The organism is Streptomyces sp. NPDC054813 (assembly GCF_053611365.1).
The window spans coordinates 168,504-184,221 of sequence record NZ_JBSHAF010000007.1 but is presented as its reverse complement, the minus strand read 5'-3'; the positions used below and the strand labels follow the sequence as shown (position 1 = coordinate 184,221).

Here is a 15,718-nt window from a genome sequence, read left to right as displayed (position 1 = left end):
GGAAGTTGAATACACGTCAGAAGGCCGGGGCGTGAGCCCCGGCCTTCTCGTGGTGTCCGCGGTCAGGCGGACGCGGGCTGCACCGGCACCGGGGCCGCCGCCCGCGCGGTGTTCTTGCGGACCAGCAGCAGGGTGACCAGCGCGCCGAGCAGCGAGGCGCAGCCGCAGATCACGACGCCCAGCGCCATGCCGTGCGCGAGGGCGTCCTGCGCGGCGGCGCGGGCGCTGTCGCTGCCCGCGTTGACCACCGCGAGCGGACCGGCCGCGGCCTCCATGCCCGCGTCGGCGCCGCTCAGCTTGCCGACCAGCGCGGAGGAGGCCGCACTCATCGCGATCGTGCTGATCACGGCGGGGCCGAGGCCCTGACCGAACTCGCGGACCAGGCTGGTCGCACCGCTCGCCATGCCGGTCATCTCGATCGGCACGGCGTTCACGGCGGCTGACGTCAGCGAGGAGACCACGCAGATGAAGCCGATGCCGAGCAGCAGCACCGGACCGATGAATGCCGCCAGGTCGGTGGTGGTGATCGGCAGCGCGGCGATCCAGAACTGGCCGGCCGCCATCGGCAGCAGACCGCCCATCAGCAGCCAGCGCGGCTCGACCCGGGTGAGCATCCTGCTGAGCACAGGCGCCAGGAGCAGCGGGATCAGCTGGAGGATCACGAACGGCATACCGGCGCGCAGCGCGCTCAGGTGCATCACCGCGCCGAGCCGGATGGAGACGCAGTAGGCGGTGCCGATGAAGCCGAACATGCCGGTCAGCGCGACCACCGCGGCCGCCGCGAACGAGGGGATCTTCAGCAGCTCCAGGTTGAACATCGGGGACTCGGTACGGCTCTCCGCGACCACGAAGCCGACCAGCGCCACGGCGGCGAGGACCAGCGCGAGGACGATGGAGGGGCTGCTCCAGCCTCGGTCGCCGCCCTCGATGATGCCCCACAGCAGGGCGGTGAGGCCGACGGCGATGCTGATCTGGCCCGGCCAGTCCAGGGCCCGGCCCTCGGGCGCCCTGGAGTCGGTGACCAGCGCCCAGCAGGAGATGCCGACCACGACACCGAGGACGACCGGGGGCACGAACGCCCAGCGGAAGTCGGCGACCGTGGCCAGGATGCCGGAGGAGAGCGGGCCCACGGCGGAGGCGAGGGAGATACTCAGCGCCCAGGTCGAGACCGCCTTGGCGCGGTCCTTCTCGCCGGGCGTCGCGGCCGCGATCACGGCGAGGGAGCTCGGGAACAGGGCGGCGGCGCCGATGCCGGCGAGGGCCTGACCGATCCAGAGCATGGTGATGTTCTGGGATGTGGCGTTGAGGAGTTCACCGAGCGCCAGCACGAATCCGCCGAGCACCAGCAGCCTCTTACGGCCGAACAGGTCGCCCACCACACCGAAATTCAGTTCCAGAATCGCGGTGGGCAGAATGAAGGCCGAGGTGACCCAGGCGACCTGCGATCCCGAGGCGCCGAACGCGGCCTGTATTTCCCCGTTGATGGGCGAGGGGACGGTAATGCACAGCTGCGCGGCGGCAACTGCCAGACAACAGGCCACGAGCGTGCCCACGTCCAGTTTTCTCACAGCGTTGGTCATTCCGTACTCCATCTCACGGGTTAACAGTGGTGCCGCGTTCTATGAGTTCGATGAGATTTCCCTCGGGGTCCTTGACCCAGGCCATCCGTATCCCCGGTTCGGGGGACGGGCCGGGTTTCAGCACCTCGCCCGCCCCGTTTGCCACCAGGGCGGTGTACACGGGGTCGAGTGCGGGGGTGGTGACCGCGAAGTGCCCGTACCCCTCGGTGAGGGCCGCGGTCATCGGGTCCGGGGCCCGGAGGCCGGGTGCGGATCCGGTCCTGGCGAGCAGTTCGATCCGCCAGCCGTGCGGGTGTTCCAGGACGACACCGGTGAGGCCGGGGCCGTCGAGACGGAACTCGAAGACGGTCCTCAGCCCGAAGGCCGTTCGGTACCAGGAGAGTTGGGCGGGCAGGTCGCGTACGTTGACGCCCACGTGGTCGAGTCGTGTGTGCATCCGCGCTCAGCCCGCCATCGCGCTGTCGCCGCCGTCGACCATCAGGTTGGCGCCGTTGACGAAAGCCGCCTCGTCCGAGCAGAGGAAGGCCGCCGCGCGGGCGATGTCCTCGGGCCGGCCGACCCGGCCGACCGGGATCCGTGCCTCCAGCTGGGCCTTCGGACCGTTCGGGTCGTCGAGGAAGGGCGCGGTGGCCGCTGTGCGGGTCATGCCGGGGGCGATGGTGTTGACGCGGATGCGGTGCGGGGCGCCGGCCGCGCACAGGTGCTTGCTCATCGCGAGGACCCCGCCCTTGGCGGCGCCGTGCGGGACCATCGGCATGAACGGCGCGCCGCGCACGGCGGCCACCGAGGCGACGTTCAGGACGGCCCCGCCGCCGCGCGCGACCAGGTGCGGCCAGGCGGCCCGGGTGCAGAAGTAGGGGATGTCCAGCTCGTTCCTGATGGTGAAGTACCAGTCTTCGACGGGCATCGTCTCGAAGGGACCGTTGCGCAGGGCGGAGGCGTTGTTGTAGAGGATGTCGAGCGCGCCGAACTCCGCGATCCCGGCCTCGACCCACTCCCGCGCCCCGGTCTCGGTGGAAAGGTCGACCGGGGCCAGTGAACTCATGACGCCGCCGGACTTCTCGACGAGTTCCACGGTTTCGGCGGCACTCTTCTCGTCGATGTCACAGCCGAATACGGTGGCGCCCTCCGCAGCGAATACCTGTGCCGCGGCCCGGCCGATTCCAGCCCCCGTTCCACTGATGAAAGCGATTTTCCCGGCCAGTCGACCCATGATTGCCAAGTCCCTTGTCCCATGCCGCCGAAGTGCGGTGGTGGCAGCGTAGGTAGGGCTTATGGCCAGAACAAGAAATGCGTCACGGAAGGGCCATCGGGGGTTCGTATGGCTGGTATGCGCCTCAGCCGCCGGTCCGAGGGCGCAGCCGTACCGGGAGGGCGCGCACGCTGTTGCCTACGAAGCCGGCTTGCCGGGCGAGGGCGTCCTCGGGGACGGCGAGGTCCAGGGCCGGGAAGCGGTCGAAGAGCCGCTCCAGGGCGACCGTGGTCTCCAGCCGGGCCAGCGGGGCGCCCAGGCAGTAGTGGGCGCCGTGGCCGAGGGAGAGGTGGCGGACGGCGTCGGGGCGGGCGGGCCGGGTGACGTCGAACCGGTCGGCGTCCGGGCCGTGCGCGGCCGGGTCGCGTCCGGCGGCGGAGTAGCCGGCCAGGACCGGGGTGCCCGCGGGGATCAGCGTGCCGTCGACGGTCAGGTCCCGCACCGGGTAGCGGAACGGGAAATAGCTGACCGGCGCGTCCCAGCGCAGTGTCTCCTCCACCACGTCCGCCCAGCTCGCGTCGCCCTTGCGGACGAGTTCGAGCTGGTCGCGATGGCCGCACAGGGCGCGCACGGCGTTGGTGATCAGGTTGAGGGTGGTCTCGTGCCCGGCGATGATCATCAGGACCAGGGTGCCGATCAGCTCCTCCTGCCCGAGCCGGTCGCCGTCCTCGTCCCGGGCGGCGATCAGGGCGCTGGTCAGATCGTCGCCGGGACGCTCGGCGCGGGCGGCGGCGACGGCGGCGAGGACGGCGACCAGCTCCCGGTTGGCGGCGACGGCCTCGGCCGGTCCGATGTCGGTGGCCACGACCTGGTTGGACAGGTGGTGCAGCCGGTCACGGAACTCGGCTTCCACGCCCAGGAGTTCACCGATCACGCTCATGGGCAGCGGCAGCGCGAAGTGCCGGCGCAGATCGGCGACACCGTCACCGTCGGCCGCGGCCCGCTCCAGGTCGCCGAGCAGGGTGCCGGTCAACTCATCGATCCTGGGCCGGAGTTCCTCGACCCGGCGCGGGGTGAAGGCCCGGCTGACCAGCCCGCGCAGCCTGCGGTGGTCGGCGCCGTCGGCGGTGGTCATGCCCCGCACGGTGGCGAAGGTCAGCAGCGGCCAGCCCGCGGGGATGCGGCCTTCCCGCAGCTGCGTGAAGTGCTGCGCGTCCTTGGCGACTTCGGGATGCTGGAGGAACTCCCTGAGCGCCTCGTGCCCGAGCACGGCCATGCCCTCGATACCACCGGGCAGCACGACCGGGGCCACGGCACCGCGCGCCAGCAGCCTGGCGTTGTCGGCGTGCGGGCAGCCGCCGGCGGGGTCCGGACGGTGCGGCACGGACGGGGTCTCCACCAGGGGCTCCTGACAGCCGTACGACGCGGACACGGCCGATCGTAGGCGCCCGCGGGCCGTTGGGAAGGGGCGCTTCCCGGCCAGTCACGTCCGGCCCGGGGTGGCAGGAACCGGTGTCACGCCGAGCCCAGGGAGGAGGAACCGGTGTAACGCCGAGCCCGGAGTGGCTGGAACCGGTGTCCCGTCCGGCACCGGGAGCGGGAATACCGGTGACCGGTGCCATGTTGACGATCGCGGAACCCTGGGTATAGTGCGATCAGCACGTGTGGCCGCCCCACTGTAGGGCGCCGAGTGCCGGTTCCACTCCTCCAGCCGCATCGCCCGTCGTTTCCGACCGGCTCACCGGCTTCTCAGCACCACCTCGTGACCTGGGTCTTTCTGCCGTTCCCGAGGTGTCGTTCCCCGCCGCACGGAGGCCTGCGCACACGCCCTCCCGCTCGCGGCCCACTCCCCCCTTCATTCATGTCTTCCGTCCGCGAAAGGACCACCTCTCATGACCACCACACTCGAACCCCCTGTACAGCGGCAGGACCGGGCCGCCGGCCGGCCCGTCACCGGTGTCCTCGACATCGACCCGGGCGGAAAGGGCCAGCTGCGGGCCCCGGACTGCCTGCCCTCCCCCGCCGACCTCCAGGTCTCCCCGGCGCTGATCCGCCGTCACGGCCTGCGCAAGGGCGACCTCGTCGAGGGCGTCCGCGGCGACCGGCGCATGCTGACCGAGATCACGCTCGTCAACGGCCGTACGCCCGACGAACTGCGCGGCCGCCGTCACTTCCGGGATCTGACCCCGCTGCACCCGCATGAGCGGATCCGGCTCGAACATCCCGCCGCCGGGCTCGCCGGACGGGTCGCGGACCTGTTCGCGCCGGTCGGCAAAGGGCAGCGCGGGCTGATCGTGGCCCCGCCCAAGACCGGCAAGACCGTGCTGCTCCAGCAGTTCGCGGCCGCCGTCGCCGGCAACCACCCGGAGTGCCATCTGATGGTGCTGCTGCTCGACGAGCGCCCCGAGGAAGTCACCGACATGCGGCGCTCGGTGCGCGGCGAGGTGTACGCCTCCACCTTCGACCGGCCCGCCAAGGAGCACATCGCCCTCGCCGAACTCGTCGTCGAGCGCGCCAAGCGGCTCGTCGAGGACGGCCAGGACGTCGTCATCCTCCTGGACTCCCTGACCCGGCTGTGCCGGGCCCACAACAACGCGGCCGCCTCCAACGGCCGTACCCTCAGCGGCGGCGTCGACGCCGGCGCGCTGCTCGGCCCCAAGCGGTTCTTCGGCGCCGCCCGCAAGGCCGAGGAGGGCGGCTCGCTCACCATCCTGGCCACCGTCCTGGTGGACACCGGCTCCCGGGCCGACGGCTACTTCTTCGAGGAGCTGAAGAGCACCGGAAACATGGAGCTGCGCCTGGACCGCGAGCTGGCCTCCCGGCGGGTCTTTCCCGCCCTGGACATCTCCCCCTCCGGCACCCGCCGCGAGGAACTCCTGCTCGCTCCCGCGGAGTTGACCGCTGTACGCGGACTGCGCCGGGCCCTGCAGAGCCGCGAGGGCACCCAGGGCGGCCTGGAGACGCTCCTGGAGCGGCTGCGGGAGACCCCGGACAACGCGACCTTCCTGCGGCGCGTGCAGCCGACCCTGCCGGCGGGCTGACACCGGACGCCCCTCCCGGCGGGCCGGGACCGGGGCCGGGCGTGCGGCATCCGGGTTGTGCACGTCGTCCGACCGGCCCAGGCAGCGCGCCGGACACCGCCACCATTCCTACGTTGATCATATGACGATCGGATTCCCTGACCGATTCCCTCGGCGAGCGGCGGTGTCGACCTGCGCCCTCTGCCTGGCGGGCCTGCTGGCGCTGGCACCCGGCACGGCCGCCGCCGGCACCCGGGCGCTGGACCCGGCCCCGCCCCCGAGGGCGGTGGTTCCCGGGCCGTCGCTGCTCTACCAGTCCGGCACACAGGTGCGGCCGCACCCCGGGACCCCGGAGCTCCCGGGCGTCTCAGCGCTGTCCTGGCTGGTCGCCGACGCGGGCACCGGCCAGGTGCTGGCGGCCAACCACGCGCACCGCAAGCTGCCGCCGGCCAGCACCCTGAAGACCCTGTTCGCGCTCACCGTGCTGCCCGTCCTGCCCGCGGACCTCCAGCACCGGGTGACGTCCGAGGAGCTGGCGGACGTCGCCGAGGGCAGCAGCCTGGTCGGCGTCGAGGAGGGCCACACCTACCGGGTGTCCGACCTGTGGCGCGGGGTCTTCCTCAGCTCCGGCAACGACGCCGTGCACGTCCTGGCCGCGCTCGACGGGGGCTGGGACCGCACCGTCACCCGGATGCAGGCCAACGCCCGCTCCCTGGGCGCCCTCGACACCCATGTCGAGTCCCCCGACGGCTACGACGCACCGGGGCAGGTCTCCTCCGCGTTCGACCTGGCGGTGTTCGGCCGGGAGGGGCTGCGCAACCCCGACTTCGCGCGGTACTGCTCCACCGCCGAGGCCCGTTTCCCGGACGGTGCCGGCTGGTCGTTCGGTATCGAGAACACCAACCGGCTGCTGACCGGCGAGGACGGTGTGGGACGGTACCCCGGCCTGATCGGGATCAAGAACGGCTACACCAGCAACGCCGGCAACACCCTCGTCGCCGCTGCCCGGCGCGGCGGGCGCACCCTCCTCGTGACGGTGATGAACCCCCAGGACGGCGGCGTGTACGACGAGGCCCGTCAGCTGCTCGACTGGGGTTTCGCGGCGGCCGGACGCGTCGACCCGGTGGGCTCGCTGGACGGTCTGCGGGCCAGGCCGCGGCCCCGGCCGGGCCCGAGCACCGTACCGGTGGCGGCGGCCACGGCGCCCGAGGACGACTCGGGCTGGTCGGGGACCGCCATCGTGGCGGGCTTCGCGGTACTCGGTGCGGGCGCCGTCACCCTGGCGATGCGGCTCAGGGGCGAACGCTCCGGACGGGACTGACCGACCGGCAGGCCCAGCAGCAGGCCCAGCGTGATCCAGGTGTAGATGTTGCTGCCGATGAACCCGTCGATGCCGGACGCGTCGTCGAACCACAGCCACACCACGCTGGTGCACATCACCGCGTAGAGGGCGCCCGCGATCCGCGGGTGCCCGGCGCGCGCCAGCAGCGCGAACGAGGGCAGCACCCACACCAGGTGGTGCACCCAGGTGATCGGGCTGACCAGGCAGGCCGTGAGACCGGTGAGCGCGAAGGCGGCCGTCCAGTCGCCGGCCGTCACGGCCTTGCGGGTCCGCCACGCCCACACGGCCAACGTGAGCAGGGCCACGATCGCCCACAGCGGCTTGTCCGGATGGCCGAGCCGGGCCAGTACGCCCTGCAACGACTGGTTCGAGACGTAGTCGAGCCGGCCGACCCTGCTGGTGTCCCAGAGCGCCTGCGTCCAGTAGAAGCGGGACGCCTTCGGGTCCGCCCAGGCCGCGAGCCCGGTCGCGGCGAGCGCCACGGCCGTGGCGACACCGGCCGCACGCCACTTGCGGCCGATCAGCAGCATGCCGATGAACAGCGCGGGAGTGAGCTTGACCGCCGCGGCGAGCCCGATACCGATCCCGGCCCAGCGGCTCCGCCCGCTGCGCAGCAGACAGCAGTCCGCGAGCACCAGGGCCAGCAGTATCAGGTTCACCTGGCCGAAGCTGAAGGTGTCCCGCAACGGCTCGAACAGCGCCAGCGCGCACAGGGCCAGGGCCCAGCGGTACCAGCCCCAGCGCCGCCAGCCCGGTCCGGCCAGGATGCGCAGCACGAACGCCAGCGCGGCCAGGTTCAGCAGCAGCGAGGCGACGATGGCCAGGTGCAGCCCCACCAACGCCATGGGCAGCATGCCGACGGCGGCGAACGGCGGATACGTGAACCCGTACATCGTCCCGGGCACCCGGTAGTCGTAGATCCGCCCGCCGTGATGCACCCAGGTGTGCACGGTGCCGTAGTACACGCGCAGGTCGAACCAGTCGCGCAGCAGCGGCACGGTGGCCGTGAACACGGTCACGGCGGCGACGAGGACCAGGACGAGCAGCAGCCTTCCCCGGTCGGTCCGCGGTCCTCTCGGGCCTCTCATGCCGTACGTCCCACGGCCGGGGCCTGCGCGGCCTGGTGGGCCTGCCACAGCACGACCACGCCGAGCACCCCGCCGGAGACGGCGAGGACCAGCTGACCGATGTCGGCGGGGCCACCGCTGGGCAGCACGGCGAGGGCGAGGACGCCGGTGACGGCCGCCACCCGGTGCCGTACCGAGGTGCTGGGCGCCGCGGCCGCTATCAGGAACAGGCCCCAGATGGCGTACCAGGGGCGGATCGCCGGCCCGAAGGCGGCGACCGCGGCCAGGCTCAGGCCGAGGGCGTAGACCGGGCGGAGCCGCAGCCGGACCCATATCAGCAGCACGGTCACCGCGGTGAGCGCCAGCCCGAGCAGATGCCAGGCCGGGACGGCGAGCGGCGCCAGATCGCTGCCGAGGTGTTCGAGGAGCGCGCCCGTGGCCCGTCCGAGCAGGCTGCTGAGCGCCCAGTTGTGCGGGGAGACGGGCGTGTCGAGTGCCCTTATCCACCCGTACCCCGTCCCGGCGACGGCGGTCGCCACCACCGTCGTCGCTCCCGACGCGATCGCCGTAGTCAGGGTGGCCCGCACGGGACTTCGACCCTTGCGCGCCTGTACGACGATGACCGCGAGCAACCCGAGCGCGGCGGGCGCCTTGACCAGCGCCGCGAGCGTGACGAGCACGGCGCCGAGGAACGGCCATCGGCCGAGCGCCGCGACCAGGCCGAGGCCCAGCAGACCGAGCATGATCGCGTCGTTGTGGGCGCCGGCGACCAGGTGCAGCAGCACCAGCGGGTTGAGGGCGCCGAGCCAGAGCGCGGCGGCCGGGTCGGCGCCGCTGTGCCGGGCGAGCCGGGGCAGCGCGGCCGCCATCAGGCCGACGCCGAGCAGAGCGACCAGCCGCATCCCGAAGAGCCCGGCCGGGAGTTCACCGCGGGTCAGCCCGGACAGCAGCGAGGCCACGCCCATGAACGCGGGACCGTAGGGGGCGGCGGTGTTCTGCCACACCGGGGCGACCTCGTCGGCCAGCGGGCCGCCGAGCTGGGCGGGGCCCGACGTGTAGACGTCCATGTGCGCGTCGACCATGGCGCCCTGCGCGAGGTAGCTGTACACGTCCCGGCTGAACAGCGGGGGCGCCAGCAGCAGCGGGGCCGCCCAGACGGCGAGGACCAGCAACAGCTGTCGCGGGGTGGGCGGTTCGGCGCTGCGCACGAGGCGGCCGAGCAGCAGCCACGCCGCGATCAGCAGCACTACGCCGAAGTAGACGCCGACCAGGCCGAACGCCGCCTGCACGGAGCTGGGGGCTAGCAGATCCTCCACGGGCAGGGCACCGGCTGTCTCACCTCCCAGGGCAAGGAAGGCGGTGCCGGCCAGGCCAAGCACCTGGCAGCGGCGTAGATCGACGGGGAAACCCATGGCCAACACTGGGTCAGCGTGTCAATTGCGGGTGGCCGGAAAGCGACGGGGTGTTTTCTTGGGAGGGGCCTGGTTGTTACCTGTGGGTGGTGGATCGTGGTCAGGCCTTGCCGGCCTCGTTGAGGGATCCTGCGGGTGCCGCGGGGGGTGTCGCGGCGGCCGCGGCCGCGTTGCGGCGCTCGGTCACGGCGAGGAGAAGTGCCGGCAGGGTCGCCGCCACGCCGATGGCCAGCACCCAGCCGAAGGCCACACCGAAGCCGCTCGCCTGGTCGCCCGACGAATGGGCGTCCTGCAGCTGCTTCTGGAGGATGACCGCGAGGATCGCCGCGCCGAGCGAACCGCCGATCCGCTGGCCCATGTTGAGCTGGACCGTGGCGTCCGGGATCTTCATCATCGACACGGCTCGGTAGGCAGCGGTGACCGCCGGTACCGCGCAGGTGCCGATACCGAATCCGCGCACCACCATGGCCGCTCCGATCCACCAGTACGAGGTGTGCGCGCCGATCACCGCGAAGGGAACGGTCGAGGCGATGCTGATGAGACCGCCGACGAGGGCGACGGGGCCGCTGCCGAACTTGTCCACGGAGCGGGCCACCCGCCACATGGCGATGGCGACGCCCACGCCCTGCGGGATCAGCAGCAGACCGGTGTTGACCGCGTCCTCGCCGCGGACGACCTGGAAGTACAGCGGCATGAGGATGACGGCACCCAGACTCAACGCGCCCATGAAGAAGTTGGTGAGGGAGGCCGCGGTGTAGAGCCGGCCCTTGAACAGCCTGATGTCCAGCAGGGGTTTGGCGCTGCGCAGGGAGATGACGACGAAGGCCACGAGGAGCGCGACGCCCGCGACGAGCGAGACCACCACCTTCGGCGAACCGGCGTCACCGGAGTTGCCGATCTCGGCGAGCCCGTAGGTGAGCGCGACGCTGGATCCGACGATGGTCACGGGACCCGGCACGTCGAGCCGGCCCGGCTGCGCGGCCACGTCGGCGGGCAGCAGCCACAGGGCGAGCAGCACCGTGATGATCCCGATCGGGATGTTGACCAGGAAGATCGACCGCCAGCCGACGTGCTGGAGCAGCAGTCCGCCGACGGTCGGGCCGATCACCGGCGCCATGATGACGGGGATACCGCTGACGCTCATCACGCGGGCCATCAGCCGGGGGCCGGCGGCGCGGACCAGGATCGCCTGGCTCACCGGGACGGCGGTGCCGCCGATGCCCTGGATGGTGCGGAAGACGATCAGCTGGTCGATCGAGGTGGCGAGTCCGCAGGCCAGGGAGGCCAGGGTGAACAGGGTGACCGCCCCGATGAAGACTCGCTTGGCGCCGAGCCGCATGCCGAGCCAGCCGCTGATGGGGATGACCGCGGCCATCGCCAGCAGATAGGCGGTGACCAGCCACTGGATGGTGGACAGCGAGGCGTCCATCTTGATCGTCAGGGTCTGGAGCGCGACGTTGACGATCGTGGAGTCGAGGAAGGTCATGAACGCGCCGAGGGTGGTCACCGCGATCACTTTGCGGAGCTCGGGCGAGAAGGGCTCCCGTCCGGTGTCCGGCGGGCTGGTGGTGCTCTCCGCTGCCATGGGCCGGTCTCCCTATGAGTGTCGACCTGGAGCTTATGTAGGATGAGGAGCACTGCTCCGATAAAACGGAGCGGTGCTCCTGATGACTATACGGAGCACTGCTCCGATTCTCAACCGAGGGAGGTGCCATGAGTGACGAGCAAGGCGCGGCCTCGGGTCCGGCCGACGGTGCGGGCTCGTCCCGCGGCCCGGCGGGAGCCGCGGCCTCGGGCGGCCGCACGCCACGGACCCCGGCCGAGAGCGGCATGCGCGTCGATGCCCGCCGCAACCGCGACAACCTCCTCGCGGTGGCCCGTACCGTCCTCGCCGAAGAGGGGCTGGAGGCGTCCCTGCGGGATGTCGCACGCCGCGCCGGGGTGGGAATCGCCACTCTCTACCGGCACTTCCCCACCCGCGAGGCCCTCGTCCAGGCGGTGCTCAGCGACCGGCTCAACGCGCTCGCCGACGCGGCCGACGAGTCCCTCACCGCGCCGTCCCCGGGCGAGGCGCTCACCGCGTGGCTCCAGCGGTTCGCCGCCGGCTCCGGCACCTTTCACGGGCTGCCCGGTTCCGTGCTGGCCGCCCTGCACGACGTCCGTTCCGAACTGCACGGCTCCTGCGCGGCGATGCACGAATCGGCCTCCCGGCTGCTGGAACGCGCCCAGGCCGCGGGAGAGGTCCGGCCGGACGTGGACGCCGAGGACCTCTTCACCGCCGCCGCCGCCATCGGCTGGGCCGCGCAGTACTCCGACCGCGAACGCGCCCAGCGCATCCTGACGCTGCTCACCGACGGGATGCAGTCCGGCCGCGCGGACGCCGTACCGGGCGGCTGACCCGCACCGGACCGGCCGACCTGCCGTTCCGCAGACACGCCCTTCCCCGCAGCAACAGCCGGGGTTCTCAGCCCACCGCCGCGAACGGGGTGTCCTGCCGGGAATGTCCGGGTGCGGCCGGCAGAAGTACCGACGTCCTGGTGAAGCGCCGGAACTAGAACACGGACAGACCGGTGAGGGTCGTGAATCTGTCCAGCGCCGCCACTCCCGCCACCGAATTGCCCCGCTCGTCCAGCCCCGGGCTCCACACGCAGAGCGCACAACGCCCCGGTACCACGGCGACGATGCCGCCGCCCACCCCGCTCTTGCCGGGCAGCCCCACCCGGTAGGCGAAGTCGCCGGCCGCGTCGTAGGTCCCGCACGTCAGCATCACCGCGTTGACCTGTTTCGCCTGGCTTCTGGTCAGCAGGCGGGTGCCGTCGGCCCGGATGCCGTGGCGGGCCAGGAAGGTGGCCGCCAGGGCGAGGTCGGCGCAGGAGGCGGCGACGGAACACTGGCGGAAGTACTGGTCGAGGAGGACTGGGATCTCGTTGTCGATGTTGCCGTAGGACGCCATGAAATGGGCCAGCGCGGCGTTGCGGTCGCCGTGCTGGGACTCGGAGGCGGCCACCTCCATGTCGAATTCCAGCGAAGCGTTGCCGCTCTCGGCGCGCAGGAAGGCCAGCAGCTCGCCGGCCGCGTCTCCGGTACGGGTCTGGAGCCGGTCGGTGACGACGAGAGCACCCGCGTTGATGAACGGGTTGCGCGGGATGCCCTGCTCGTACTCCAGCTGGACCAGGGAGTTGAAGGGGTTTCCGGAAGGCTCCCGGCCGACGTGCTCCCAGAGTTCGTCGCCCTCGCGGGCCAGGTCGAGGGCGAGGGTGAAGACCTTGGTGATGGACTGCGTGGAGAACGGCTGCCGCCAGTCGCCGACACCGTAGACCGTGCCGTCCAGCTCGGCCACGGCCATGCCGAAGCGGCGGGGGTCGCAGGCGGCGAGCGCCGGGATGTAGTCGGCGGGCCGCCCGCGACCGGGCGTCCGCTCGACCTCCTCCGCGATCCGCTCCAGGACCGGCAGAAACGCCGGTGACGACGTCATTGTCATGATCACCATTGTGCCTCCGGGCCGGTCCTGGTGCGTACTCGCAGGTCAGGCGAGGGGCGCCCCGCTGCCGGCGACGACCTCGGGACGCAGCAGGTCGGCGAGCCGCTCGGCGGGCAACAGGCCCTTCTCCAGGACGAGTTCGGCCACGCCCCGGCCGCTGACGAGGGCCTCCTTGGCGATGTCGGTGGCCGCCGTGTACCCGATGTACGGGTTGAGGGCGGTGACCAGGCCGATGGAGTTCTCGACCGTGGCCCGCAGCACCTCGGTGTTGGCGGTGATGCCGTCGACGCAGCGCTCGGCCAGCGTCAGGCAGGCGTTCCGCAGATGCGTGATGCTCTCCGACAGGGAGTGCAGAATGATCGGCTCGAACGCGTTCAGCTGGAGCTGCCCGGCCTCGGCCGCCATGGTGATGGCGACGTCGTTGCCGATGACCTCGAAGGCCACCTGGTTGACGACCTCGGGGATCACCGGGTTGACCTTGCCCGGCATGATCGACGAACCGGCCTGCACCGGCGGCAGGTTGATCTCGCCGAGCCCGGCGCGCGGGCCGGACGACAGCAGCCTCAGGTCGTTGCAGCTCTTGGAGAGCTTGACCGCGATCCGCTTCAGCACGCCGGACATCTGGACGAACGCACCGCAGTCCTGGGTGGCCTCCACCAGGTTGGCGGCGGTGACCAGGGGCAGTCCGGTGATCTCGGCGAGGTGCCGGCGGGCCGACTCGGCGTATCCGGCGGGCGCGTTGAGGCCGGTACCGATGGCGGTGGCACCCAGGTTGATCTCATGGATCAACTCGACGGCCTCGTCAAGACGGGAGCGATCCTCGTCGATCATGACGGCAAAGGTGGAGAATTCCTGGCCGAGCGTCATGGGAACCGCATCCTGCAACTGTGTACGGCCCATCTTGAGCACGTCACGGAACTCGACGGCCTTGCGGCCGAAGGCGTCCTGGAGTACAGCCATCGCCTTGAGCAGTCCACGCACCGCGAAGACCGTCGCGATCTTGACGGCGGTCGGGTAGACGTCATTGGTGGACTGACCGAGGTTGACGTCCTCATTGGGGTGCAGGTACTCGTACTGCCCCTTCCGGTGCCCCATCAACTCCAGCGCCCGGTTGGCGACGACCTCGTTGGCGTTCATGTTCGTCGAGGTCCCGGCACCGCCCTGGATGACATCCACGACGAACTGGTCGTGCAGCTTGCCGTTCCGGATCTCCCGGCAGGCGGCGACGATGGCGGCGGCCTTCGCGGGCGCCAGCAGCCCCAGCTCCTCATTGGCGAGAGCAGCGGCCTCCTTGACGGCGGCCAGGGCATCGATCAGATGCGGGTACGCGGAGATCGGCGTCCCGGTGATCGGAAAGTTCTCCGTGGCCCGCAGGGTGTGCACACCCCAGTAGGCGTCGACGGGCACATCACGGTCACCGAGCAGATCGTGCTCGCTACGGAAGGTCATGAGGGTGGAGATCCTCTTTCGGAGGGAGTGACATATTCAAGGCCGGAACTGGAGCGCCCCGTAAAGGGCGCGGGGCTGTGACATTTACGGCTCCGCCGCGCGGGCGCGACCAGCCAGGAACGACCCGAGGCCGCCCGCCGGAATGGCCACTCGAATCACTAGGCGCACACGGGAACGTCGACCGGCTCCAGCGAGCGAACGGGCCGCACACGCCCGACCTCCTGCCCGCCGCCGAGCAGCGCCTCCCCGGCGAACCCGGTCAGCAGCTCCGGATCCACCCCGGCCCTCGCCAACGCCGCGGCCGCCACCGGAATCCGCGCCCGGTTCGCCCCGTCGGCGATCTTCACGGCCACGGCCCGCCCGTCCGGCAGCGCCGCGACCTGGACGCCCTCGAAGCCGTCCTTGGCCAGCAGCCCCGGCACGGCCGCCATCAGCGCGGCCACGTCGCGCCCCGCACCGGACGCCATCTCCGCGTGCTCCCGCATCGCGTCGGCGACCCGCGCCTCCGGCGTCCCCGGCGCGGCGGTCACGATCCGCGACACCGCCCGGGCCAGCCCGTGCAGGGAGATGGAGAACAGCGGCGCACCGCACCCGTCCACGGTGGTCCGCGCGATGCGCTGCCCGGTCAGGTCCTCGACGATCTCGGCGATTGCCTGCTGGAGCGGGTGCTCCGGCGCCAGGTAGTCGTCGAGCGACCAGTCGTTCAGCTTCGCGGTCCACAGCATGGCCGCGTGCTTGCCGGAGCAGTTCTGGGCGAGCCGGGACGGCTGCCGGCCCTCGCGGATCCAGGTGTCCCGGACCGCCGGGTCGTACGGAAGGTCGGGGACGTTGCGCAGGTCGTCCTCGGTGAGGCCGGCGAGGTCGAGGATCCGCCGGGTGCCGGCGAGGTGGCGCTCCTCGCCGGAGTGGCTGGCGGCGGCCAGCGAGAGCAGCTCGCCGTCGAGCGGCAGCCCGGCCCGCAGCATGGCCACGGCCTGGACGGGCTTGACGGCCGAGCGCGGGTAGAACGCGGCCTCGATGTCGCCGAGCTGGAACTGGACCTCGCCGTCGGCGTCCAGGACGACGGCGGAGCCGTAGTGGATGCCCTCGACTACCCCGCCGCGTATGAGGTGGGCGACGGGGGCGTGCAGGGGTTCACGGACGACGGGTGCGGCCGCGGGGGAACTGCTGTACAT

12 protein-coding genes and 1 pseudogene are annotated in these 15,718 nt (G+C 71.6%); 3 read left to right on the top strand and 10 right to left on the bottom strand.

Features of this window, described 5'->3' with window-relative positions:
* Positions 1 to 62 precede the first annotated feature (62 nt).
* The 4 genes from ACWGJB_RS16355 to ACWGJB_RS16340 all read right to left on the bottom strand — a co-directional run bounded on the left by ACWGJB_RS16355 (position 63) and on the right by ACWGJB_RS16340 (position 4,171).
* Positions 63 to 1,580, bottom strand: coding sequence for an MFS transporter (locus ACWGJB_RS16355; protein ID WP_453380829.1), 1,518 nt, complete (start codon positions 1,578 to 1,580; stop codon positions 63 to 65).
* 13 nt (positions 1,581 to 1,593) lie between these two features.
* On the bottom strand, positions 1,594 to 2,016 hold the full coding sequence (locus ACWGJB_RS16350; protein ID WP_453380828.1) for a VOC family protein: 423 nt from the start codon (positions 2,014 to 2,016) through the stop codon (positions 1,594 to 1,596).
* Positions 2,017 to 2,022: 6 nt separating this feature from the next.
* On the bottom strand, positions 2,023 to 2,793 hold the full coding sequence (locus ACWGJB_RS16345; protein ID WP_453380827.1) for an SDR family NAD(P)-dependent oxidoreductase: 771 nt from the start codon (positions 2,791 to 2,793) through the stop codon (positions 2,023 to 2,025).
* A 124-nt stretch (positions 2,794 to 2,917) separates the two neighbouring features.
* Positions 2,918 to 4,171, bottom strand: coding sequence for a cytochrome P450 family protein (locus ACWGJB_RS16340; protein ID WP_453380826.1), 1,254 nt, complete (start codon positions 4,169 to 4,171; stop codon positions 2,918 to 2,920).
* Between the two features lie 493 nt (positions 4,172 to 4,664).
* On the opposite strand from ACWGJB_RS16340, the gene rho reads away from it, so the two are divergent.
* On the top strand, positions 4,665 to 5,813 hold the full coding sequence (gene rho / locus ACWGJB_RS16335; protein ID WP_453380825.1) for a transcription termination factor Rho: 1,149 nt from the start codon (positions 4,665 to 4,667) through the stop codon (positions 5,811 to 5,813).
* Positions 5,814 to 5,934: 121 nt separating this feature from the next.
* Positions 5,935 to 6,780 (top strand): annotated as a pseudogene (locus ACWGJB_RS16330) (D-alanyl-D-alanine carboxypeptidase family protein); the annotation flags it as partial.
* Positions 6,781 to 6,869: 89 nt separating this feature from the next.
* On the opposite strand, the gene ACWGJB_RS16325 reads toward ACWGJB_RS16330, so the two are convergent.
* The 3 genes from ACWGJB_RS16325 to ACWGJB_RS16315 all read right to left on the bottom strand — a co-directional run bounded on the left by ACWGJB_RS16325 (position 6,870) and on the right by ACWGJB_RS16315 (position 11,198).
* Positions 6,870 to 8,222, bottom strand: a complete 1,353-nt coding sequence (locus ACWGJB_RS16325) for a glycosyltransferase 87 family protein (RefSeq protein WP_453380824.1) — start codon at positions 8,220 to 8,222, stop codon at positions 6,870 to 6,872.
* Positions 8,219 to 9,613 carry a polyprenol phosphomannose-dependent alpha 1,6 mannosyltransferase MptB gene (gene mptB / locus ACWGJB_RS16320; RefSeq protein ID WP_453380823.1) on the bottom strand — a complete coding sequence of 465 codons (1,395 nt, stop codon included), beginning with the start codon at positions 9,611 to 9,613 and terminating at the stop codon, positions 8,219 to 8,221. The genes ACWGJB_RS16325 and mptB overlap by 4 nt, the downstream gene beginning before the upstream one ends.
* Before the next feature lie 100 nt (positions 9,614 to 9,713).
* The gene (locus tag ACWGJB_RS16315) at positions 9,714 to 11,198 is read right to left on the bottom strand and encodes a DHA2 family efflux MFS transporter permease subunit (protein WP_453380822.1); all 1,485 of its coding nucleotides are present in this window, start codon (positions 11,196 to 11,198) and stop codon (positions 9,714 to 9,716) included.
* 128 nt (positions 11,199 to 11,326) lie between these two features.
* Here ACWGJB_RS16315 and ACWGJB_RS16310 point away from each other — a divergent pair, with 128 nt between their 5' ends.
* Positions 11,327 to 12,010, top strand: a complete 684-nt coding sequence (locus ACWGJB_RS16310) for a TetR/AcrR family transcriptional regulator (RefSeq protein WP_453380821.1) — start codon at positions 11,327 to 11,329, stop codon at positions 12,008 to 12,010.
* A gap of 154 nt (positions 12,011 to 12,164) precedes the next feature.
* On the opposite strand, the gene ACWGJB_RS16305 is transcribed toward ACWGJB_RS16310, so the two are convergent.
* The 3 genes from ACWGJB_RS16305 to ACWGJB_RS16295 all read right to left on the bottom strand — a co-directional run bounded on the left by ACWGJB_RS16305 (position 12,165) and on the right by ACWGJB_RS16295 (position 15,718).
* Complete coding sequence (locus tag ACWGJB_RS16305; protein WP_453380820.1) at positions 12,165 to 13,103, bottom strand: glutaminase; 939 nt, start codon at positions 13,101 to 13,103, stop codon at positions 12,165 to 12,167.
* Between the two features lie 36 nt (positions 13,104 to 13,139).
* Complete coding sequence (gene aspA, locus ACWGJB_RS16300; protein ID WP_453380819.1) at positions 13,140 to 14,543, bottom strand: aspartate ammonia-lyase; 1,404 nt, start codon at positions 14,541 to 14,543, stop codon at positions 13,140 to 13,142.
* A gap of 158 nt (positions 14,544 to 14,701) precedes the next feature.
* Entirely contained in the window at positions 14,702 to 15,718 is a 1,017-nt protein-coding gene (locus ACWGJB_RS16295) for an asparaginase (RefSeq protein ID WP_453380818.1), read from the bottom strand.